18 protein-coding genes and 1 pseudogene are annotated in these 22165 nt (G+C 63.3%); 14 read left to right on the top strand and 5 right to left on the bottom strand.

Going from position 1 to position 22165, the window contains the following annotated elements:
* A pseudogene (locus tag CCR82_RS02675) lies at positions 1 to 184 on the bottom strand (glucose-6-phosphate dehydrogenase); the annotation flags it as partial.
* Positions 185 to 566: 382 nt separating this feature from the next.
* Between CCR82_RS02675 and CCR82_RS02670 the strand changes: the two are divergent.
* From CCR82_RS02670 to CCR82_RS02650, 5 genes are all read left to right on the top strand, one after another.
* Positions 567 to 1007, top strand: a complete 441-nt coding sequence (locus CCR82_RS02670; RefSeq protein ID WP_201243812.1) for a hypothetical protein — start codon at positions 567 to 569, stop codon at positions 1005 to 1007.
* Positions 1008 to 1127: 120 nt separating this feature from the next.
* Complete coding sequence (locus CCR82_RS02665) at positions 1128 to 1688, top strand: TlpA family protein disulfide reductase (RefSeq protein ID WP_201243811.1); 561 nt, start codon at positions 1128 to 1130, stop codon at positions 1686 to 1688.
* Between the two features lie 165 nt (positions 1689 to 1853).
* Positions 1854 to 2741 (top strand): carbon-nitrogen hydrolase, encoded by an 888-nt coding sequence (locus tag CCR82_RS02660; protein ID WP_201243819.1) that lies wholly within the window; start codon positions 1854 to 1856, stop codon positions 2739 to 2741.
* Positions 2742 to 2863: 122 nt separating this feature from the next.
* Positions 2864 to 3964: an anthranilate phosphoribosyltransferase gene (locus CCR82_RS02655; protein ID WP_201243810.1), complete on the top strand. Its 1101-nt coding sequence runs from the start codon at positions 2864 to 2866 to the stop codon at positions 3962 to 3964.
* Positions 3965 to 3979: 15 nt separating this feature from the next.
* Positions 3980 to 4312 carry a non-heme iron oxygenase ferredoxin subunit gene (locus tag CCR82_RS02650; RefSeq protein WP_201243809.1) on the top strand — a complete coding sequence of 111 codons (333 nt, stop codon included), beginning with the start codon at positions 3980 to 3982 and terminating at the stop codon, positions 4310 to 4312.
* 98 nt (positions 4313 to 4410) lie between these two features.
* Here CCR82_RS02650 and CCR82_RS02645 read toward each other — a convergent pair whose 3' ends face one another.
* Positions 4411 to 5034, bottom strand: coding sequence for a DUF2726 domain-containing protein (locus tag CCR82_RS02645; protein ID WP_201243808.1), 624 nt, complete (start codon positions 5032 to 5034; stop codon positions 4411 to 4413).
* A gap of 303 nt (positions 5035 to 5337) precedes the next feature.
* On the opposite strand from CCR82_RS02645, the gene CCR82_RS02640 reads away from it, so the two are divergent.
* The 7 genes from CCR82_RS02640 (at position 5338) to lpdA (ending at position 16520) form a co-directional block, all read left to right on the top strand.
* Complete coding sequence (locus tag CCR82_RS02640) at positions 5338 to 7635, top strand: methyl-accepting chemotaxis protein (protein ID WP_201243807.1); 2298 nt, start codon at positions 5338 to 5340, stop codon at positions 7633 to 7635.
* A complete protein-coding gene (locus CCR82_RS02635; RefSeq protein ID WP_201243806.1) occupies positions 7625 to 8821 on the top strand; it encodes a RuBisCO large subunit C-terminal-like domain-containing protein in 1197 nt (398 codons plus the stop codon). The genes CCR82_RS02640 and CCR82_RS02635 overlap by 11 nt, the downstream gene beginning before the upstream one ends.
* A gap of 212 nt (positions 8822 to 9033) precedes the next feature.
* A complete protein-coding gene (locus CCR82_RS02630; RefSeq protein ID WP_201243805.1) occupies positions 9034 to 9732 on the top strand; it encodes a hypothetical protein in 699 nt (232 codons plus the stop codon).
* A 214-nt stretch (positions 9733 to 9946) separates the two neighbouring features.
* Complete coding sequence (gene aceE / locus CCR82_RS02625; RefSeq protein ID WP_201243804.1) at positions 9947 to 12628, top strand: pyruvate dehydrogenase (acetyl-transferring), homodimeric type; 2682 nt, start codon at positions 9947 to 9949, stop codon at positions 12626 to 12628.
* Between the two features lie 136 nt (positions 12629 to 12764).
* The gene (aceF, locus tag CCR82_RS02620; protein WP_201243803.1) at positions 12765 to 14558 is read left to right on the top strand and encodes a dihydrolipoyllysine-residue acetyltransferase; all 1794 of its coding nucleotides are present in this window, start codon (positions 12765 to 12767) and stop codon (positions 14556 to 14558) included.
* Between the two features lie 36 nt (positions 14559 to 14594).
* Entirely contained in the window at positions 14595 to 15065 is a 471-nt protein-coding gene (locus tag CCR82_RS02615; protein WP_201243802.1) for a DUF29 domain-containing protein, read from the top strand.
* Between the two features lie 24 nt (positions 15066 to 15089).
* Positions 15090 to 16520, top strand: coding sequence for a dihydrolipoyl dehydrogenase (gene lpdA, locus CCR82_RS02610; RefSeq protein ID WP_201243801.1), 1431 nt, complete (start codon positions 15090 to 15092; stop codon positions 16518 to 16520).
* Positions 16521 to 16569: 49 nt separating this feature from the next.
* Here lpdA and CCR82_RS02605 read toward each other — a convergent pair whose 3' ends face one another.
* Together CCR82_RS02605 and CCR82_RS02600 are read right to left on the bottom strand one after the other, a co-directional pair.
* Positions 16570 to 17556 (bottom strand): glycosyltransferase, encoded by a 987-nt coding sequence (locus CCR82_RS02605; protein WP_201243800.1) that lies wholly within the window; start codon positions 17554 to 17556, stop codon positions 16570 to 16572.
* Positions 17557 to 17599: 43 nt separating this feature from the next.
* Positions 17600 to 18004 carry a GtrA family protein gene (locus tag CCR82_RS02600; RefSeq protein WP_201243799.1) on the bottom strand — a complete coding sequence of 135 codons (405 nt, stop codon included), beginning with the start codon at positions 18002 to 18004 and terminating at the stop codon, positions 17600 to 17602.
* An 88-nt stretch (positions 18005 to 18092) separates the two neighbouring features.
* Between CCR82_RS02600 and CCR82_RS02595 the strand changes: the two genes are divergently transcribed.
* Entirely contained in the window at positions 18093 to 19013 is a 921-nt protein-coding gene (locus CCR82_RS02595) for a transglycosylase SLT domain-containing protein (protein WP_338073084.1), read from the top strand.
* 162 nt (positions 19014 to 19175) lie between these two features.
* Positions 19176 to 21008 (top strand): oxygen-binding di-iron domain-containing protein, encoded by a 1833-nt coding sequence (locus tag CCR82_RS02590; RefSeq protein WP_201243798.1) that lies wholly within the window; start codon positions 19176 to 19178, stop codon positions 21006 to 21008.
* A 42-nt stretch (positions 21009 to 21050) separates the two neighbouring features.
* Here CCR82_RS02590 and CCR82_RS02585 read toward each other — a convergent pair whose 3' ends face one another.
* On the bottom strand, positions 21051 to 21863 hold the full coding sequence (locus tag CCR82_RS02585; RefSeq protein ID WP_242513200.1) for a c-type cytochrome: 813 nt from the start codon (positions 21861 to 21863) through the stop codon (positions 21051 to 21053).
* Positions 21864 to 22165 lie beyond the last annotated feature (302 nt).

Here is a 22165-nt window from a genome sequence, read left to right as displayed (position 1 = left end):
TGCCGATGATCTGCAGCTCCGGCGCCAGGCAGCCCTCGCCGGCGAGATGAAACAGCGCCGGGATCAGCTTGCGTCGGGTCAGGTCGCCACTGGCACCGAAGATCACCAGGACGCTGGGCTCGGCCTGCGGCAGCTCGGCGCGTGGGAGCTCGACACGGGTGGTGAGATCGATATCGGCCGGCATCGGGGGGTCCTCGGGGCTCGGGTTGGGGATCTGATCCGTGTGACCTCTTGGACCCGAGCGGCGCGGGATTCCTTTCAGTGCTGTTCAGCCTGGCGCGGATTCGCGCTGTCTATCAAGGAGAACTGAGCGTTATTTCAGTGCACCCGATTCAACGCAATCATCATGGCCCATTCAACCTCGCGGAACCGGTGGATGTTGCACTCACGAGCGCCCGCTCGTCGAATCCGATGGCGACATCCATGAGTCGGGCTGAAAGAGACGGTCGCGTCAGCGGGTCTTAGCCTAATGACGGGATGATGGGAGGCGAACGCACTGCTCACCCTGCCACCCCGTCCTGATCACGCTGCATCACTCAGCAAAACCTTTCAGCAGGAGATCGCTCATGACGACCGCAATCACCCATCCGCTTCGCACCGTCCTGCCGCTGCTCGGGCTCGTCGGCGCTCTCGCCAGCGGCACCGCCCTGGCGGAAACGGTCACCGGCAAGATCAACGGCCACGGCTGCGCCCACGGCGGCCATACCTGCCCGGCCGACAAGCTCGACCCGCATCTCGCCTTCGAGCCGGCCTTTGTGCTCCAGCAGCCCGATGGCGAGTACTTCTTCCTCGCCAACGTACCGCGCGACGTCAAGGTTCGGCATGTGCTCGAGGAGGCGCGCGCGACCGGCAGCGTCGACAGCACGCACAACACGATGGTCGTCGACGAGTTCATGGTGCGCACCCCAAAGGGCTTCAAGACGGTCTGGAGCCAGCAGGCGCATGAGGATATGCACGACTACGTCTACGGCGAGGGCTGGTTCCAGTTCAGCGGCGAGGTGCAATAACCGGTGGCACGCCAAGACCCGGCCAGCGGGACTGGCCGGGCTGTCGGACTCCAGGCACAGGCTGCAGGCGTGCGTGCAGCGCCCGATTGGTCAGCCGCTACTCGCTGCGAGGATTGCCCGATGTTATCTCCAACCGACGCGTTCGAGTCCGTCCCATCGCGGACGCTGAACCGCCGCCGGCTGCTTGCGTGCCTCGCGGCGTTGCCATTCTTGGCCGCGACAGCGCCTGCAGCCGCCGCCAGCCGCGGATTGCAGCGGCTACAGCCAAGGCCGAGCGCCCCAAAACTGCGGCTCACGGCGCTCGACGGGAAAATCTATGATCTCGGTGCCCAGCAGGGCCGCGTCGTGGTGGTCAACTTCTGGTCCGTCTATTGCGGCGCCTGCAAGGCCGAGATGCCGGCCCTGGATGCCCTGGCGCGCCAGCATCCCGAGGTCGCCGTCTGGGGCGTGGCCGCAGGCGACAGCCCGGAGACGGTGGCCGCCTTCGCCGAAACGGTCGCCGTCGGCTTTCCTTTGCTGCCGGACCCGCAGATGCACGCCGCATCGGCCTGGTCGGTGCCGGTGCTGCCGGTAACCGATGTGATCGATCCGCAGGGCCGGATCGCGCTGCGGATGATCGGCGAGGCGCACTGGGATCAGCCACCACTGCGTGATCAGGTGCTGGCATTGATCGCCGGTTAGTGGACATTGGATGCCTTTCAGGAGCAGTCGACATGGGCCTGAGTCTCACCGCCCTCGGCGAGGACGCGCATCCCCAATCGCCTGCGCGGTATCAGCCTTGAGCGCCACCGTATATGATAGGCGCGTCGCCATTTCCATGCCCCTTGCGAGGCCTCTCTATTCGTGATCAAGGCCGCCCTCGTCCAACATCAACACCGCGCCAGCGCGCAGGCGACCTGGGAAGCCCTTGCGCGCGCCTGTCGCCAGGCGGCAGACGCCGACTGCCAGCTCTTGCTCTTGCAGGAGTTGCACAATGGCGATTACTTCTGCCAGCGCGAGGACTGCGCGCGCTTCGAGGCCGCCGAACCGGTGCCAGGGCCGACCACCGAGCGGCTCGGCGCGCTGGCGGCGGAACTTCGCCTGGTCATCGTCGGCTCGGTGTTCGAGCGACGCGGTGCCGGCGTCTACCACAACACCGCCGTGGTGCTGGATGCCGACGGTCGCTTGGCGGGCGTGTATCGCAAGATGCACATCCCGGATGATCCCGGCTTCTACGAGAAGTTCTATTTTACCCCCGGCGATCTCGGTTTCGAGCCCGTCGAGACGGCCGTCGGGCGGCTTGGCGTGCTGGTCTGCTGGGATCAGTGGTTCCCGGAAGCCGCGCGGCTGATGGCCTTGGCCGGTGCCGAGCTGCTGCTCTACCCGACCGCGATCGGTTGGGACCCGTGCGACGACGCCGAGGAGCAAGCGCGCCAGCTCGATGCCTGGATGACCGTGCAGCGCGGCCATGCGATCGCCAACGGCCTGCCGCTGCTGGCCTGCAATCGAGTCGGCTTCGAGCCAACCCCCGATGCGCCCTCCGGCTCCCCCGAAGCCGGCATCCAGTTCTGGGGCAATTCCTTCATCTGTGGTCCCCAAGGTGAGATCCTCGCGCGCGCGCCGGCGGACGCGGAAGACCTGCTGATCGCCGAGATCGATCTGCGGCGCAGCGAGCAGGTGCGGCGCATCTGGCCCTTCCTGCGCGATCGTCGCATCGATGCCTACGCTGACTTATCGAAACGCTGGCGCGATTGAGCCATCCGCCAGCGCCCGCCTTGAAGCCAGCCCCACCAACCCCGAGTTTTGCCGGGTTCGCGCTTGGCTCATCAGCGCTCCATCCGCATGACTCCACACGCCTTCCACGAGATGTTCCCGCTATGAACGATACCCAACGCACGATGCGCTCGATCCTGCAACGCATTGCCACCGGTCCGGAGTTGTCGAAGGACATCTCGATGGACGAGGCGCGCCTTGGCATGAATGCCATCCTCGACGACGCGGTCGATCCGGTGCAGGCGGGCCTGTTCCTGATCGCGCTGCGCATGAAACGCGAGACCGATGACGAGCAGCGCGGCATCCTCGATGCGGTGCGCGATGCGACCGAACATGTGGTCGCCGAGGTCGACGAGGTGGTCGATCTCGCCGACCCCTATGATGGCTACAACCGCTGCCTGCCGGCCTCGCCCTTCCTCGCGCCGATCCTCGCCGAGTGCGGCGTGCCAGCGGTCGCGCACGGGGTCGATGCGGTCGGCCCCAAGTTCGGCGTCACCCATCGGCACGTGCTGCAAGCCGCTGGCATCGCGGTCGATCTGAGTCCCGCCGAGGCGGCGGCGCGCGTCTCGGACCCGGCCATCGGCTGGACCTACATCGATCAGCGCGCCTTCGCGCCCAAGCTGCACGACCTAGTGCCGCTGCGCGGCACCATCGTCAAGCGCCAGGCCATCACCACGGTCGAGGTCATGGCACGCCCGATCCACGGCCGCCAGAAGACACATCTGGTCACCGGCTATGTGCACAAGCCCTATCCGCGCATCTACGCCCTGCTCGCGCGCCACGCCGGCTTCGACTCCGCCTTGCTGGTGCGCGGTGTCGAGGGCGGCATCGTGCCCTCGCTGCGCCAGAACGGGGTCTGCTTCAACTATCAGCAGATGGGCGAGGAGCAATCGTTCGACATCGACCCGGCCGAGGTTGGCATCGAGCAAAATGTCCGTGCCGTGCCCTTGCCGGAGGATCTGCCCACCACGAGCCGCCCGAGCGATGATATCGCCGTCGCCGTCGATGTCGCCGCCACCGCCCAGGCCGCCGCTCAGGCTGGCATGGCGGCACTGGAGGGCCAGCGCGGGCCGACCTACGACAGCCTGATCTTCTCCGGCGCCTTGATCCTCTGGCACCTCGGGCGCGAGCAGACCATCGCCGCCGGCGCCGATCGCATCCGCGCCGTGCTCGACGCCGGCGCCGCCGCCCGGCGTTTGCGTTGACCCAGGAGCAGAACCATGGAATCACCCTTCATCGAGGTCGCCCAGGCCGACGCCATCGAGCCGGGCAAATTCATCCGCGTCGAGGTCGCAAGCAAGCCCTACCTCATCGCCCGCGTCGATGAGCGCTTCTACGCCGTCGAGGACAACTGCAGCCACGAAGACTATCCGCTCTCCTACGGCTGCCTGGACGGTGCCCGCATCAAATGCTCGCTGCATGGCAGTCGCTTCAGCCTGGAGACCGGCCAGCCCGAGGATGAGCCGGCCGATGAGCCGATCCGCACCTATCGGGTCGAATGCGCCGAGGGGCGCCTCTGGCTCGACCTGAGCAACCCACTGAATGAGCGCTGAGCCCCTGTCAGCGTTGCGGCTCTTCGGTGCATCATGGGTCTGGGCGTTGCATTGCTCGGGCCGCAATTGATCTAAGGTGTGTACCGCTCTGTTCAGCCTCAGCGATCGGACAGGGCCTCCGAGTCTCGCATGGCCGCGGAGAGTTCCGAGAGCAACGCGGTTTCTTCGTCATCGTTATGCTCGGCTCGACCAAGGCTTGGCTCCGGATGCACCGTCAGGCGTACACCGGTCATCGCCAGCGCTTCATGCACCAAGGCCCGAAGGCGTTCCTCAGTGGGAAGCTCAGTTAGATTCAGCTCAATCACCGGCATCCCGGCTGCGGCAAACGCCGATCGCATCCGTGCTGCCATCCGCCGCTCGCGTCGCCCCTCTCCAGCGCGCACGAGCCGGACCGTGGCGAGCGGATGGGCATCCGCGGCCGAACAGATCACCAGATCCGCCCAGCCTTCGCGCAAATGGGCCTGTGCTAGGCGCCGCTGCCGACGCCCAATCCGGGGCAGCGGCTGTAACAACGCTAGAGCCGAGACCCGAGGGAATACTGCATAGCCCTCGCCTGCCGCCTTCTGAATCCGCTGATGGCAGCACCGTTCATCAGCCGACAACAGCGACCGCCGTTCGAAGGGTTCACCACGCAAACGCGCTCCTCGCCCGCGCAGTAGCGACCCGATCAGCGCCAGCAAGAGCCCACTCGCAAGCGCTAACAACACATACAGCGGAGCCATCTGATGCACCTCATCGGTTTTGCCGGAAGACCAACCGGGAACGTTTATAGCGCTCCAGATTTTGGGCTATAGTGCCGAACCGAGTGACGCATTTCGATGCGTCTTGGCGCCCATGCTGTCGCATTGGCTGTTCGCGCGTTAGCATCAGCATCAGCATCAGCATCAGCATCAGCATACGCGCAAGCCCAACGCTTCGCCGCCTGCTTGGAAGCCCCATACACTCCTTTATAAACAATGGATTTTAAGGACAATATGTTTCAAGACCTCAAGCTTAGCAGCAAGATTATTTTAGGATTCGCGGCATTGATTGCGATCATCGCGCTCCTCGGCGGCATTGCCACCCTCAACATGCTTGCCGTCAAGAACAAATCGGTGATGTTGGCCGAAGAGTATGTGCCCGAAGTTGAGGTCGCCTCTCGCCTGCGCGGTGCCGCGAACCGCCTCATGTATGCCATGCGCGGTTATGGCCTGACCGGGGCCGACAACCATTGGCAGGAGGCCGAAGCCGAAGCGGCGTTACTAGACGAAGCGCTTGCCGATGCAACGGCGCTCAACAAAACCGCCTCACATCTATCCGCATTGAGTGGCCAGATCGCAACTGCCCAACAGGCGCGCGACACCTACGTCGACTTGATGGAACAGACACGCCAATTGACGGAGCGGTTTAAAGCCAACCGCCAGCAACTCGATGACAACGCGGCTGACTACATGCAAGCCGCGAACAAGTTTCTGGAGCTCGAAAATGCACTATTCGAGCAAGCACTCGAGGAGCGACTCGCGAAAGTCCAGGCCGTCAACCGTATCGTCGAGCTTGGCAGCAGCGCGCGCGTCGCTAACTTCCAGGCTCAAGCAATGCGGCAACCAGCGCTGCGGCAAGAGGCGATTGAGCATCTGACGGCCATCGCCCCCGAGATCGATGTGATCAGACCGATCACGCGCCTGCAAGAAGATATCACGCAACTGGATACAATCGAACAAAGCGCGGCCGATTATCAGGCTGCCATCGTGGCCTATGGGATGGAGGCGGACAAGGATTTCGCCGCCAATGAACAACTCCTCGGCCAGCTCCGCAAGGCCATGGACCTTGAAGCGAGTCGCTTCGTCGATGCATCCAAAGCGTTTCTGGAGAATCAGATCGAGGCATTGGCCACCGACATGACGAACGGCCATCGCGCGATTACCTTGGCCAACCAGATCGTCGATCTTGGCAACGAGACCCGGATCAGTGCCTTTAAGGCCCAGGCGCTCAATGACCTCAGCTATATCGAGGATGCCCTGGACACGAATATGCCAAAGATCCAGGATCTGCTGACCACGCTTGAAGACAGCGTGACCGATACGGCCCTGCTGGATCAGATCGCCGCGACCGGCAGCGCAGCGACCGGCTATCAGACGGCCATGGAACGCTTAGTCGAAAACTGGAATATCAGGGAGAGGCTCGCGTTGGAACGCACGGACGCCGGGAGACAATTGATCACGGCGTGCAAGGCCACGGCTGATGCCGGTCTGGAAAACACGCAACAGATTGCCGATGACACCAAGAACACCATGACCCTCAGCAGCCTGGTGGTCGGCATTGGCTTGGTTGTCGCGCTGGTGTTGGGCATCGTCCTCGCTTGGCTTATCACCCGTTCGATCGTCGGCCCCATCAATCGCGTCGTCAAGGATCTACAAGACGGCAGCGAGCAGGTGGCCACTGTCAGTGGCCATGTCAATATCAGTAGTCAGCAGATGGCCGAGGGCGCCGGTGAACAAGCCAGCAGCCTTGAGGAAACGAGCTCCAGTGTCGAAGAGATGGCCGCCGGCACGCGGCAGAATGCCGAGCACGCCCGCGAGGCCGATACCCTCAGCCGCACCGCCAATGACAAGGCCGACCAAGGCGTCAAGGCCGCCCGCGCCACCGCGGAAGAGGTGCGAAAGCGTATCGAAAAACTGGATACCGCCATCAAGGCGATCGAAGAAAGCACCAACAGCACCGCCAAGGTGGTTTCCACCATCGACGGCATCGCCTTCCAGACCAACCTACTGGCGCTGAATGCCGCAGTCGAGGCTGCGCGCGCCGGTGAGCAGGGCAAGGGCTTTGCCGTAGTCGCCGACGAGGTGCGCAAATTGGCCCAGCGCAGTGCCGAGGAGGTCAAGAACACCAACGAGCTGATGAAGTCCGCGCAGGATAACGCCGCCCGCATCAAGGATGTCTCCGCCGAGTTGGAGAAGTACCTCGGCAAAGCCGTCGCTGAGGAGATGGTCTCCCTGTTCGAGGAGACCGTGCACGCCAGCACCCAAGTCACCCAGCTGATGAGCGAGGTAGCCACAGCCAGTGACGAGCAGGCGCGTGGTGTCGAGCAGATCAACCTCGCGGTCTCGCAGATGGACAAGGTGACCCAGATCAGCGCCTCCAACGCCGAGGAATCGTCCGCAGCAAGCGAAGAATTGGCCAACCAGGCCAACCAGCTGAAGCAGATCGTTGCCGATCTACGCTATCTCGTCGATGGCGTCAGGACCGACGACACCGGAGCGGACTCGAGCGGCGACGAACACGCGTTCAGTCAACACCCCCCGTTACTGCAACAGCAGTCTCGACAGACGCACGATGAATTCTGATGCCAGGGATGACGGGAATGAGCAGTCTCACCTCTCACTCAGTGGCGAGCGCTTCACCGCAGTCTATCGCCTCAGCGGTTCTGCAAGCGAGGCGGAGTCGCGCGCCCGCGCGATCTGCCTCGAACAGACAGTCGAGTTCCCGGATGCGCTGATCCCGAGCGAGGCGATTCGCGCACAGATCGTCGGCGAAATCACCGCGATTGCGCCCTGTCCAATCGATGATGGTAACAGCGGCTGCGAGGTCGGCATCCGCTACCCGATCGAGACCGCTGGGCGCGAGTTTACGCAGCTACTCAATGTCCTGTTCGGCAATGTCGCGCTTCAACCCGGCATCCGACTGCAGCGCATCGAACTGCCACCACGCTTGCTGCAGCATTACCGCGGACCGCGTTTTGGCATCGCAGGACTGCGCCAACGCCTAGGTGTCAGGCATCGCCCATTACTCTGCACGGCCCTGAAGCCGATGGGGCTCAGTCCGATCGAGCTAGCAGACCTGACCTATCGGCTGGCCCTCGGCGGCATCGACCTGATCAAGGATGACCATGGCCTGAGCGATCAGCGCTTCTGTCCGTTCGATGAGCGTGTCAGCCGCTGCGCCGAGGCGGTAGCCCGCGCCAACCAGAAAACCGGACGCACCAGCCTCTATCTGCCGAACGTCACCGCACCCGCCGATGAGATCGTCCCACGCGCGGCACGCGCTCGCGCGCAAGGCGCCGGTGGGCTGCTGCTCTGTCCAGGCCTGACCGGGCTCGATAGCCTGCGGCGCCTAGCCGATGATGATCAACTCGCACTCCCCCTCCTGAGTCATCCGGCGCTGCTCGGTGGCCTAAGCCTGGGACCAAATCAGGGTGTCGCGCATGGCGTCTTGTTCGGCACCCTCGCCCGCCTCGCCGGTGCCGATGCGACCATCTTCCCGAGCTACGGTGGGCGTTTCGCGTTTAGTACCACTGAGTGTCGTGAGATCGCGACCTCCGCGAGGACTCCGTTGAAGCGACTGGCTCCGATCTGGCCGGTACCCGCTGGCGGGATGCGCTTGGAGCAGGTGCCCGAGCTAGTGCGCTTCTATGGCCACGACAGCATGCTGCTGATCGGCGGCGATCTGCACGTTAGCCCGGATCTCACGGCACGCTGCCGTGACTTTTTGACCCTCGTCGAGCAGTCCGCCGAGCAACTGTCGAATCATTGATAACCATCAATGACAGAGAGGTCTAGGGCGCGGAGCCACACCTTTCCTTGGTTGATACTTTACTATTTTCTTATAGACTAACGAGCATCCTGCCCTCGATGTGGCGTGCATGCTGGGCGTGACCGCCAGCCGGATAACAAGAAACGTCAAGGAGGCAGGACGGTTTGCGACATCCCCCATTCTCATTCGATTTACTGAGTCAAGGTCTGCCCATGAAACGTCTCATCCTCTCCGCGTCAGCCGCGACGCTCGCCCTCGCCTCGATGACCGCCGCAGCCTGGTGGAGCCCGCCTTACGCGGGCCCCTTTCATGCTCCCTATGCCTATGGCACGCCCTATGCGGTTGCACCGCCGTCGCCACAGCAGCTCCGGCAAATGACCAAGCGTCAGCGCGAAGCGGCCATCGAGAGGATGGAAACGCACCGCCAGGCGATGGATGCGCGGCGCAACGCTCACGACCTGCCGATGCCGGAACGGCCTGATTTCATGAGCGCCCAGAACCTGCCCGAGCCACCCACGTTCGGCGAGCGTCCAGCGATGCCCGAGATGCCCACCTTCGGTGAACGCCCGGCCATCCCCGAGATCCCCGGCTACGATGACCTGCCCGCAATGCCGGAGTTTTCACTCAACCCCGAGGAGCGCAAGGCGGAGATCGACGCCTATCGCACCGCGCTCAAGCAGCAAGCGGACGCGCGCCGCGCCGCAATGCAAGCCATCGCCGAACAACGTCGGGCCCTTGCCGAGCAGCGCCGACAGGACCGGCTCTGCAACCGCCAGGCACGGCGGCCAATGCCTTACGCCGCTCCCGCTCGGGACTGTGCATCGGAGAGCAACAAGAGCGAGGCTGACAGCAACGTCGAGTCCAACGACCAGACCGTTGATTCAGCTCCAGCCTCCAACCAAGCGAGTTGATTGCATGAGCCCAGACCTTGGGCTTTACTCTTGATCGACCGGCCGTGTTCAACATCCACTGAGCACGCCACCGTTTCGATCACAAGCCCCCGTCAGCCGGGGGCTTTTTGCGGAAACTCAATCATCAGTATTTGCCAACCCACTACAGCTCCGGTAGCTTTGGCGGCTTTCGCTTGCTCCGCTGCATCAGTGCGCCCTCGCCCTAGGAAACGCCATGTCCAATAAGCCCGACATCGATCCCCAGGAGACCCAAGAGTGGCTCGAGTCCCTGGATGCCGTGCTCGAGCACGAGGGCATCGAGCGCGCTCACTACTTGCTTGAGCGCCTGACCGATAAAGCCCGCCGCTCCGGTGCCTATCTGCCATTCAGCGCCAACACCGCCTACGTGAACACGATCCCGATGCAGAAGCAGGAGCGCTTCCCCGGTGATCGGGCGATGGAGCGGCGTATCCGCTCGTTCATCCGCTGGAACGCGATGGCCATGGTGGTGCAGGCGAATCGGTTCTCCGCCGAACTCGGCGGCCACATCTCCTCGTTCGCCTCCAGCGCCACCCTCTACGATGTCGGCCTCAACCATTTCTTCCGCGCCCGCAGTAAGGACCACGGCGGCGATCTGGTCTTCATGCAGGGACATTCGGCGCCCGGCATCTACGCCCGCGCTTACCTCGAGGGCCGCATCAGCGAGGAGCAGCTCTACAACTTCCGCCAGGAGGTCGACGGGCCCGGGCTCTCCTCCTATCCGCATCCCTGGCTGATGCCGGGCTTCTGGCAGTTCCCGACCGTCTCAATGGGCCTGGGCCCAATCATGGCCATCTATCAGGCGCGCTTCATGCGCTACCTGAATGATCGCGGCATCCTCAACACCGAGGGCCGCAAGGTCTGGGCTTTCCTCGGCGACGGCGAGATGGACGAGCCGGAATCACTCGGCGCCATCTCGTTGGCGGCGCGCGAGCGGCTCGACAATCTCGTATTCGTGATCAACTGCAACCTGCAGCGCCTTGACGGCCCAGTGCGAGGCAACGGCAAGATCATCCAAGAGCTGGAAGCCGTGTTCCGCGGCGCCGGCTGGAACGTCATCAAGGTCATTTGGGGCAGCTATTGGGACCCGCTGCTGGCGCGCGACAATCAGGGCCTGCTGCTCAAGCGCATGGAGGAATGCGTCGACGGCGACTATCAGGCCTACAAGGCTAAGGGCGGCGCCTACACCCGCGAGCATTTCTTCGGCAAGTATCCCGAACTCGCCGACCTGGTCGCCAACATGACCGACGAGGACATCTGGCGCCTCAATCGCGGTGGCCATGATCCGGTCAAGATCTTCAACGCCTATGCCGCCGCGATGCGCCACGAGGGTCAGCCGACGGTGATCCTCGCCAAGACCGTCAAGGGTTATGGCATGGGTGTTGCCGGCGAAGGTATGAACATCACCCATTCACAGAAGAAGATGGGCGAAGCGAATCTCAAGGCCTTCCGCGATCGTTTCAATATCCCGATCTCGGATGAGCAGATCGGCGCCGCGCCCTTCTACAAGCCAGCACCCGACAGCCCGGAGCTGAAGTACCTGCATGAACGCCGTGAGGCGCTCGGTGGCCCCTTACCAGCCCGCTTCGATGACGCCCCGGCGCTTGAGGTGCCAGCGCTAGAGACCTTCGCGCAACTGCTCGAATCCAGCGGCGAACGCGAGATGTCGACCACCATGGCCATGGTCCGGCTGATGACGATGATCATCCGCGACAAGGCCATCGGCAAGCGGGTGGTCCCCATCGTGCCCGATGAGGCACGCACCTTCGGCATGGAGGGCATGTTCCGCCAGCTCGGCATCTACTCGCACGTCGGCCAGCTCTACGAGCCGGTCGATTCCGATCAGGTGATGTACTATCGCGAGGAGAAGAACGGCCAGATCCTGCAGGAAGGCATCAACGAGGCCGGCGCCCTGTCGTCCTGGATCGCCGCCGCCACCGCCTACGCCAACCACGGCCAGGCGATGATCCCGTTCTATATCTACTACTCGATGTTCGGCTTCCAGCGTGTTGGCGACCTGATCTGGGCCGCCGGCGACATGCAGGCGCGTGGATTCCTGCTCGGCGGCACCGCTGGGCGCACCACCCTCGCCGGCGAGGGCCTGCAGCATCAGGACGGCCACAGCCATCTGGCCGCCGCGACCATCCCCAACTGTGTCAGCTACGACCCGGCCTTCGCCTATGAGCTGGCGGTGATCGTCCAGGACGGCCTGCGCCGGATGTACGCCGAGAAGCAAAACTGCTTCTACTACATCACGGTGATGAACGAAAACTATCCGCAGCCAGCGATGCCCGAGGCTGTCGAGGACGGCATCCGGCGCGGGATCTACCGACTGCCATCGGCCGAGGAGACGGAAACAGAAGCGGGTGCCTCGGACTCGGCACCGCGCGTGCAGTTGCTCGGCAGCGGTACCATCCTGCGCGAGGTCCAAGCCGCCGCCGGGCTGCTAGCCAGGGACTTCGAGGTCGCCACCGATGTCTGGAGCGTCACCAGCTTCAACGAACTACGCCGCGATGGCATCGATGTCGAGCGTTGGAACCTGCTGCACCCGGACGAGACGCCGCGCACCGCCTATGTGACCGAGCAGTTGGCCGACAGCGCCGGGCCGATCGTTGCCGCGACCGACTACATGCGCGCCTACGCCGATCAGATCCGGCCCTACCTGCCGCGCCGTTACAGCGTGCTTGGCACCGATGGCTTTGGCCGCAGCGACATGCGCAGCCAGCTGCGCAAGTTCTTCGAGGTCAATCGCTGGTATATCGTTGTCGCCGCGCTCAAGGCTCTCGCCGACGAGGGCCGCATCCCCGCCACGCGCGTGCGCGAAGCGATCGAGAAGTATCGGATCGACCCGGACAAGCCGAACCCGGTGACCCAATGAACGCCCTGCTGAATCGTGCAATGAAGCCTCGTGCCATGCAGTGTCGAGCAACCACGCCAACAGTACCGCAACGCCTACGGCATTTCCTCATCGCGCATCCCCACCGGCATCCCCTCTGGGCACAGGAGACAGCAGCGTGGCAACGGTAGAAGACATTCTGCTTCCCGACATCGGTGATTTTACCGATGTCGAGATCATCGAGATCCTTGTCGCCCCCGGCGATCACATCGAACGGGAACAGTCGCTGCTGACGCTGGAGAGCGACAAGGCGACCATGGAGATCCCGTCCCCGCTCGGTGGCGAGGTCACCGAGGTCAACGTCAAGGTCGGTGAGCGGGTCGGTCTAGGGCATCTACTGATGCGGATCGACACCAGTGCAGCCGGTGGCGATGCTGGTTCCTCGAGTTCGGATTCGAACTCGTCGAGCGGCGACACGGGCGCTGGTTCGGAGGCTGGCTCGGAGACCCGAAAGGCCAATGCGGGCCAGGAAACGGACGGCAGCCGCTCACAATCCGCCTCGTCGGAAGTCACCTCCGACCCAGCGGCCGGCACCGCCGACAAGATCGAGGTGCCGCTGCCGGATATCGGCGACTTCGCCGACATCCCGGTCGTCGAGGTCCTGGTCAATGTGGGCGACCAGATCGAGGTGGACCAGTCCATCGTCACCCTCGAAAGCGAGAAGGCGACCATGGAGATCCCCTCGCCGACCGCCGGGACCGTCGAGGCGGTCCATATCAAGGCGGGGGACAAGATCAATCAGGGTCATCTGCTGCTCACGCTCAAGGGAGAAGCTCAGGCGGCAACCGCTGATGCATCTGGTGCGCCTTCCGCCGAAGAGGCTGAGACCGCCCAAGCGCCTGCGGCAACCGCTAAGCCTGAAGACACGAGAGCCCCAGCGGCGACCGTCCAGCAGGAGGACACGCAAGTCTCACCGGCAAGCCGCGCACCTGGTGAAGCCGAGCGCCGCAAGGCCCCAGTCCTGCCCCGCCCAGCGGACATGCAGGCCATCGCCAGCGGTCGCACCCCGCATGCAAGCCCCGCGGTGCGACGCTTCGCGCGCGAACTCGGCGTCGATCTCGCCCATGTCAAGGGCAGCGGCCGCAAGGGGCGCATCCTCAAGGACGATGTGCAGGGCTACGTCAAGAAGACCCTTTCCGCTGGTGGCCCTCCGGCTGCAGCCGGCGGCATGCCGTTCCAGCTCCCGGCCGCACCCGAGGTCGATTTCAGCAAGTTCGGCGAGACCGAGACCCAGCCGCTCGCGCGTATCAAGAAGCTCAGCGGCACCCATCTGCACCGCGCCTGGCTGTCGGTACCGCATGTCACCCAGTTCGACGAGGCCGACATCACCGAACTCGAGGCTTTCCGCAAGGGGCAGAAGCAGACCGCTGAGCGGGCCGGCGTCAAGCTCACCTTCATGCCGTTCTTGATGAAGGCCGTCGCCGGTGCGCTGGCGCAGATGCCAACGCTGAAGGCCTCACTCTCGCCCGACGGTGAGCACCTGATCTTCAAGCACTACACCCATCTCGGCGTCGCCGTCGACACACCGAATGGGCTGGTGGTGCCAGTGATCCGCGATGTCGACAAGAAAGGCCTGTTCGAGATCGCCGGCGAGCTGATGGCGCTCAGCGCCAAGGCGCGCGAGGGCAAGCTGCTGCCGGGCGACATGCAAGGCGGCGTGTTCAGCATCTCCAGCCTCGGCGGCATTGGTGGCACCGCCTTCACGCCCATCGTCAACGCCCCCGAGGTCGCCATCCTCGGGGTCTCACGCACCGAGACCAAACCGGTCTGGAATGGTGACAGCTTCGAGCCACGGCTGATGCTGCCGCTGTCGCTGTCCTACGACCATCGCGTGGTCGATGGCGCCGATGGGGTGCGTTTCACAACCTTGCTCGCCAGCCTACTTGCAGATATCCGCCGGCTGCTGTTGTAAAGTGCCCACTCCGACGCGGGCCGGACGAGGCATCTGATGAACGCACTGAGCACCTTGTACGATCTGGACTATCCCTCCTGGGCGGCAGAAACCGCCGAGTTGCTCCGCCAGGGGCGCTTCTCGGAGCTGGACCTAGACCATCTGGTGGAGGAGCTGGACGACATGGGCAAGAGTCAGCGGCATGAGCTTGTGAGCCGGCTGCGCATCCTGCTCGCCCATCTGTTGAAATGGCAGTTCCAGTATCGACAACTCTCCGAGCGTTGGGCGGAATACGAAGGCAAGAGCTGGCGCAACACGCTCATAGAGCAGCGGCTTGCGTTAGGCTACCTGCTCGAAGAGTCTCCGGGGCTCAAAGGGAAGATCAACGAGGCGGTCACCAAAGCCTATTCACAAGCCGTCGAGTTGGCGGCACGCGAGTCAGAATTGCCACTCAAGACCTTCCCCGCATCCTGTCCGTACACGCAAGCACAGATCCTTGACCCGGATTTCTATCCCGACGTCGAGTAGCAAACACCTGAACGAGAAGACTCCATGAGCGACACCGCTCCCAATAAAGAACTCAGCGCCCAAGTCGTCGTCCTCGGCGGCGGGCCCGGTGGCTACACCGCCGCCTTTCGCGCCGCCGATCTCGGCCTGCGCACGGTCCTCATCGAGCGCTATCCCAGCCTCGGTGGCGTCTGCCTCAATGTCGGCTGCATCCCGTCCAAGGCGCTGCTGCACACCGCGCAGATCATCGAGGAGGCCAAGACCATGAGCGCGATGGGCGTGACCTTCGCCGCGCCCGAGATCGATCTCGACAAGATGCGCGCCGGCAAGAACAAGGTGGTGAAGAAACTCACCACCGGCCTCGCCGGCATGGCCAAGCAGCGCCAGGTCGAAGTCGTCCAAGGCACCGGCCGCTTCGAGACCCCGAATCGCATCGGCGTCGACAGCCGTGAGGGCAAGGTCGTGGTCAGCTTTGATCAGTGCATCATCGCCGTCGGCTCCACCCCGATTCGCATCCCCGGTTTCCCGCACGATGATCCGCGCGTGATGGACTCGACCGATGCGCTCGAGATCGACGGCATCCCCGAGCGCATGCTGGTCGTCGGCGGCGGCATCATCGGCCTGGAGATGGCCAGCGTCTATGCCGCGCTCGGCGCCAAGATCGATGTCGTCGAGCTGCAGGGCCAGCTCATGCCCGGTGCCGACAAGGATCTGGTGCGCGCGCTGCAGAAGGTGGTCAAGAAGCGCTACAACAACATTTGGCTCGAGACCAAGGTCGCGACCATGCAGGCCAACTCCAAGGCCATCGATGTGGTGTTCGAGGGCAAGCACGCCGGCGAGGCCAGCTACGACAAGGTGCTGGTCGCCATTGGGCGGCGCCCCAATGGCGCGCTGATCAATGCCGAGGCCGCCGGGGTCAAGGTCGACGAGCACGGCTTCATCAAGACCGACCAGCACATGCGCACCAATGTGCCGACCATCTTCGCCATCGGCGATGTCGTCGGCGGGCCGATGCTCGCGCACAAGGCCACCCATGAGGGCAAGGTCGCCGCCGAGGTCATCGCCGGCGAGCCGGCGCTGTTCGACCCCATGACCATCCCCTCGGTCGCCTACACCGACCCCGAAGTGGCCTGGATGGGCCTCACCGAAACCGAAGCCGCGGCCAAGGGCATCGCCTACGAAAAAGGCGTCTTCCCCTGGGCTGCCAGCGGCCGCGCACTTGGCATCCACCGCGACGAGGGGCTGACCAAGCTTTTGTTCGACCCCGAGACCAAGCGCATCCTCGGCGCCGGCATCGTCGGCCCCAACGCCGGCGAGCTGATCGGCGAGACCGTGCTGGCGCTCGAGATGGGGGCCGACATGGAAGACCTCGGCATGACCATCCATCCGCATCCGACCCTGAACGAGACCATCGGCCTCGCCGCCGAGATGGCACAGGGCACGATTACGGATCTGATGCCACCGAAAAAGCCTTGAGCTACGCGATCACTTCCCACCGCGCTCCTAAAATAGGTTAAGACGCGGTTCAATCCCCCCGTTCAGGCAGCTGTCCAGGCCGGCGAGGTATTGCATGACTTAGATATGGCGGCAACGCCAAGTAATGCAGGCGTTTCAGCTCCCGCCGACCATGCGCCACCGAGTCGAGCACCAAGCCGCTCGTGAGCAGCAAGAACCCAAGCAGCATCATCCCTGTGGCCAGAATCGCCGTCGGAAACCGCGGCACCAATCCCGTCTGCATGAACTCAAGCATGATCGGCACCGCAAGCAGAATCGAACCGCTCGCGAGAAGCGCGAACAGAATCGAAAAGAACCACAGCGGTCGTTCTTCCTTCACCAGCATGCCAATCGTGCGCAAGATGCGCAGTCCATCGCGAACAGTGCGCAATTTACTCGGCGAATCCGCCGGGCGCGCGCAATAGGGCGTTTCTAGCTCAGCCACCCGCAGCCGCATCTGCAACGCATGCACACTGAGCTGGGTCTCGATCTCGAAGCCATCCGACAGCATTGGAAACGATTTCACAAAGCGGCGCGTAAAGACCCGATAGCCAGTCAGCATATCGCGAAAACGGTGACCGAAGAGTGCCGCGATCAACCCCGTCAACACCTGATTCCCAAAACGGTGTCCGAGCCGATAGGCATCATCGCCACGCTCGACCCGAGCACCGCAGACCATATCCAGCCGTTCCGCAGTAAGCCGCTCGATCAGCGTTGACGCGCTCACCGGATCATAGGTGCCATCGCCGTCGACCAAGAGATAAAGATCCGCTTCGACTTCACTGAACATCCGGCAGACCACATGCCCTTTACCCCGGCGTTCCTCGTGGCGGACGATCGCCCCCGCCTCGGCAGCGACCGCCGCGGTCCGATCCGAGGAATGATTATCATAGACATACACCCTCGCCGTCGGCAACAGGGCGCGAAAATCGCGCACAACAGTTGCAATTGAGGCCTCTTCATTTAGGCAGGGGATCAATACCGCCACCCGCGGACAGAGACTCGGTGACGATTCCATCGCCGTAGGATCAGGCGCAGTAAAATCAGGCATTGACACACCCCTAGGCGCTCGGGACATAGGCGAAGTACCGCGCACCAACAAAATTAAACAACATCGCGACCCCAGAGCCCGCGGCCAAGGGCAGTACCGGCCAAGCCGCGAGCACTGGCCAGATCATCAGCACCGCCGCATAGACGCCTAGATTGATCAGCGCGCCGAGCCCCTGCACCGCGGCATACCGCCCATACTCGCGTGATCGATTGCGCGAGGCCTGCTGACCAAAGGTAAAGCGCCGGTTCAGCCCCCAGGTCACCGTCACCGCCAACGCAAAAGACAGCCAGCGCGACTCATACACGCCCCAGTCGCCAACCCGAACCAACCAGGTCAAGACCAAGGCATCCACGGCAAAACCGAGCGACCCCACCAAACCAAAGCGCCAGATCTGTCGCGACAAGGCCTCCGTCATCGTCATCTCCCCCAGGATGCAGGAGTGTAGGTCGTCCAGAATGAACGTGATACGCTCGTTAACACTGATTTGGGACCAGGAAACAGCAGTGACACTGTCGGCAAATCGCATTTCGCAGCTAACGCTCTTCGGGCTGGGACTGATGCTCGCCCTAACGCCCGCCGGGCTGGTCTGCGCAGCCACCGCTGAAGAGACCGCCGAAGCGCGCCAGTTGATCGCGCAAGGTAAACGCTTCGAGCACGGTGTCGGCGCTCCACAACAACTCGACCGGGCACTGACCTTCTATTGCCAAGCTGCGGATCTCGGCCTGGGCGACGCCGGTTTTCATCTCGGCTGGCTCTATGCCAGCGGACGCCTTGGCACCGTCGACGAAGTCATGGCGGCCGCTTGGTTCCAAAACGCACGCGCCGCTGGCCATCCGCAAGCGGAATCGCAACTACGTCGGCTCCGGGCGCTCGATCGTCCGCTGGCCGAGCAGCCGCGTTGCCTGCTCACCGACACTCTGGTGGAACGCCGCCTGCCACCACCGGGCAATGCCGACAGCGCCAACACGCCCCCTGCAACCCAAACGCCGGACGGGGTTCAGGTCCGCAAGCTCGCCCGCGCCGATATCATCGCACTGGTCCGCCAACTCGCGCCCAACTTCCGGCTCGATCCCGAGCTCGTGTTGGCCTTGATCCAGGCCGAATCCAATTTCGACCCCACCGCCCACTCACCCAAGGACGCGCGCGGGCTCATGCAATTGATTCCGGCAACTGCCCAACGCTTCGGCGTCCAGGATATCTGGGACCCAGTGCAGAACATGCGCGGCGGCATGGCCTATCTGCGTTGGCTGTTGGATCATTTCGACGGCGATCGCGAGCTTGCCCTCGCCGCCTATAACGCTGGCGAGAACGCGGTTCGACGCCATGGCGGCATCCCGCCCTATCCCGAAACTCAGGCCTACGTCAAACGCATCACCGCACGGCTCAACGCAACGCCCGTCACCTCCGAGCCCCGCCCCCGATGATCTCGGCCAGAAGCCCCGTTACGACATGAGCAATGCGTGTACAATTAGAGGGATGATTTCCGCGCCAGACGCGGGCCAGCCTCTGGCGCACTCGTTCTAACTTCACCGCTGGAACATCATCTTCGCCCGGCATCGGACGCCGCTTGACGGACCCTGTCACCGATGCCTACTCGCCTTGAAGCCCTCCGCAACGCCGACACCCAGCATGCGATCGAAATCGCCGATCGCGTCTGGTGGGTCGGTCATGTGATCCCGGATGACCACTTCCAATGCCATGTCTACCTGCTCGAGCAAGGCGACCAATCAGTGCTGTTCGATCCCGGCTCGCGGCTGACCTTTGCCCATACCTTGCGCAAGATCGAGGAGGTGCTACCGCTGAGCGCGATTCGCTGGTTCGTCTGCCATCACCAGGATCCGGACATCGCCGCCGCCCTGCCGATGATCGACCGGCTGAACACACGCCGCGACGCGGCCGTGGTCACGCATTGGCGCGCCAAGGCGCTGCTCAAGCACTATGGGCTCGAACTGCCGTTCTGGCTCGTCGATGAGCACGAGTGGCGACTCGAACTCGAGGATCGCACGCTCGAATTCATCTTCACGCCCTATGCGCACTTCCCGGGCGCCTTCTGCAGTTTCGATCGCCGCAGCGGTGTGCTGTTTTCCAGCGATCTGTTCGGCGGCTTCACCGAACAGCCGCAGTTGATCGCGCTCGATGAGTCGTACTTCGATGCGGTGCGCCCGTTCCATGAGCACTACATGCCGAGCAGCGATATCCTCGATTACGCCCTCAACCAGATCGAGCAGCATCCGGTGGAGATGATCGCCGCCCAGCACGGCTCGATCATCCCGCAACACCTGGTCGGCTTCATCATCGATAAACTGCGCCACCTCGACTGCGGCCTCTATCTGCTCGGCCAGGGCGACACCGATATCCAGCGCCTCTCGCAGCTCAATCGCACGCTGCGCGATATCACCGAGACGATGTTGCTCTACCGCGATTTTCGCGACATCGCCACGCGTTTGCTCGAGGTCGTGCAACGCAGCCTGCCAGTGAGCCACATCGACTACTACGCCGCCCTGCCGGATGAACAGATCCTGTCGCTCAAGGCCAAGGCGCGCTTCGTCGGTATCGTCGACCCATCCGTGCCCAGTGCCTGCCGTTTCGTCGGCCAAGACCTCAGCGACTGGTATCGCGCGCACGCCGAGGAACCGGCACTTGCCGATCACGAGCTTTATCCGGAGGGGTTCTGCCTACAACCGGAAGGCGATGAGGGAGCCTCGATCGCGGTGCCGCTGACGGCAAACCAAAGTGAGCAGATCGAGGCGATCGCGATCCTGATCTTCGACAAACCCCCGCTGATCACCTCCAGCACGGCGCAACTGATCGCGCAGATGATCGAGCCGCTGAAGATCGCGCTCGAGCGCGAGGTCATCTACCGCTCGATCGATTTCGAGCGCGAGCGTGCCTATCAGCGCTCGATCCGCGATCCGCTCACCAAGCTCTTCACGCGCTTCTATATGCAGGATGTGATGAGCCGCCACCTCGCGCTGCAGGAGCGGGATATGGCGCCGCCCGTCGCCGCCCTGCTGATCGATCTCGATCATTTCAAGCAGATCAACGATACCCATGGACACGGCGCCGGTGATCGCGTGCTCCAGCAGGTCGCCGAGCTGATCCAGGCGCAATGCCGCAGCGTCGATGTACCGGTGCGCTTCGGCGGCGAGGAGTTCTTGGTGCTGGTGATCGGACAGCGGATCGAGGGCGCGATCGAGCTAGCCGAACGCCTGAACAGGGTGATCGCGGCGCATGCGTTCGATATTGATCGCAGCGAGCCACTGCGGGTTACGGCCAGCCTTGGCATTGCCCAGCGCGCGCCGGAGGAGGAGATCAACAGCCTCATCCACCGCGCCGACATGGCGCTCTATGAAGCCAAGCGCGCTGGCCGTAACCGCTTTCAGGTTTCCGAATCCGAGGGCGACGAGTCCCCGTCCTAAGCCAGGCGCTCTGCTTGAGGCTATTCTGGGACTATTCAGGCGCTATTCGGAGACCGGCACGCTCTTGAGCCCAGCAGGAGGCTTTACTCGCAGCCCCATCGCATCGCGGAGATAATGCGGAAAATCCGGATTCAGCCAGCCCTCTTGCGCCAACTTCCCGGCGGCTGGGCGCAACCTGGCCGTATAGTCCAAGAGCGCAACCTGTTCCGCTTGAGTGAGATCCTGGATCTCCTCGGTCATCTTCGAGTCGGCGTTCTTCCGCTCACCACTGCGAATGGCATCGAACTGACGCATCAGGTAGGCAAAATGCTGCCCGGCGATCATGGGAATATGCTCAGCCTCGTCGCCCTCTCCAGCCGCCCCGTGGCAGTCGGTGCAATGCTCGATGTAGAGCGCCTCGCCCGCCTCTAAATCGGAGCCTGGCCCGAGCCCGTTCTCGGCCGTCATCGGTAATTGCGAGACATAGGCCGCGACATCGGCAATCTCCTGTGGCCCACCCAGGATGCCAGGCACCGAGAAGGGATACATCAGCGGATTCTCGCGATTGCCGGCGCGAAAATCGGCAAGCTGCTTGATGATTACCGTGGGCAACTGACCGGCGATTTGCGGATAGCTGCCGTCCACACTGCCCCAGCCTTCGGGCAGATGGCAGACGGCACAGGTGAGATAGACCTCACGACCACGCTCGGCATCAGGCGTGAGCGCCAGAACCTCCTCATATTCGCGCTGGGCAATCTCAGCTGAGGTCTCGGTTGGCGGCTCGGCAGGGTCACCACTCAGGGTGTCCGCCAGCAGTGGTAGCGCTAGCGTCCACACCATGAGGGTCGCGCTGGCGACGAGCATTGTTCGACGCATAATCTTTCCTCCTTTGACGCCTTCGAGGCTGTCGTTTCGTCATTCTACGGGTTGGCTCGAGGCGGGCCGACTGCACCCCTGCCAGGGCGCGCGATCATCGCTCCCGCCTCTCATCCGAGCGCGCCGCGTGAGGTGAGTATAGCCACTCAACCTGATCACGGGACAGCCTCGACGGCAAAACCGAGGGGCTATGGCACTTCAAACCCCAGCCCCCCTTCAAAGGCCTTTTTTAAGTGCGGAAATGCGGCCTGATCGGGGTTGAGGCGCGATGAAAGTTATACACAGCCAAAACCCTCAACAAC

The sequence above is a fragment of the Halochromatium salexigens genome, from assembly GCF_016653295.1.
GTDB lineage: Bacteria > Pseudomonadota > Gammaproteobacteria > Chromatiales > Chromatiaceae > Lamprobacter > Lamprobacter salexigens.
Note: the sequence above shows the minus strand (reverse complement) of the source record. Positions and strands in the feature narration are given on the sequence as shown.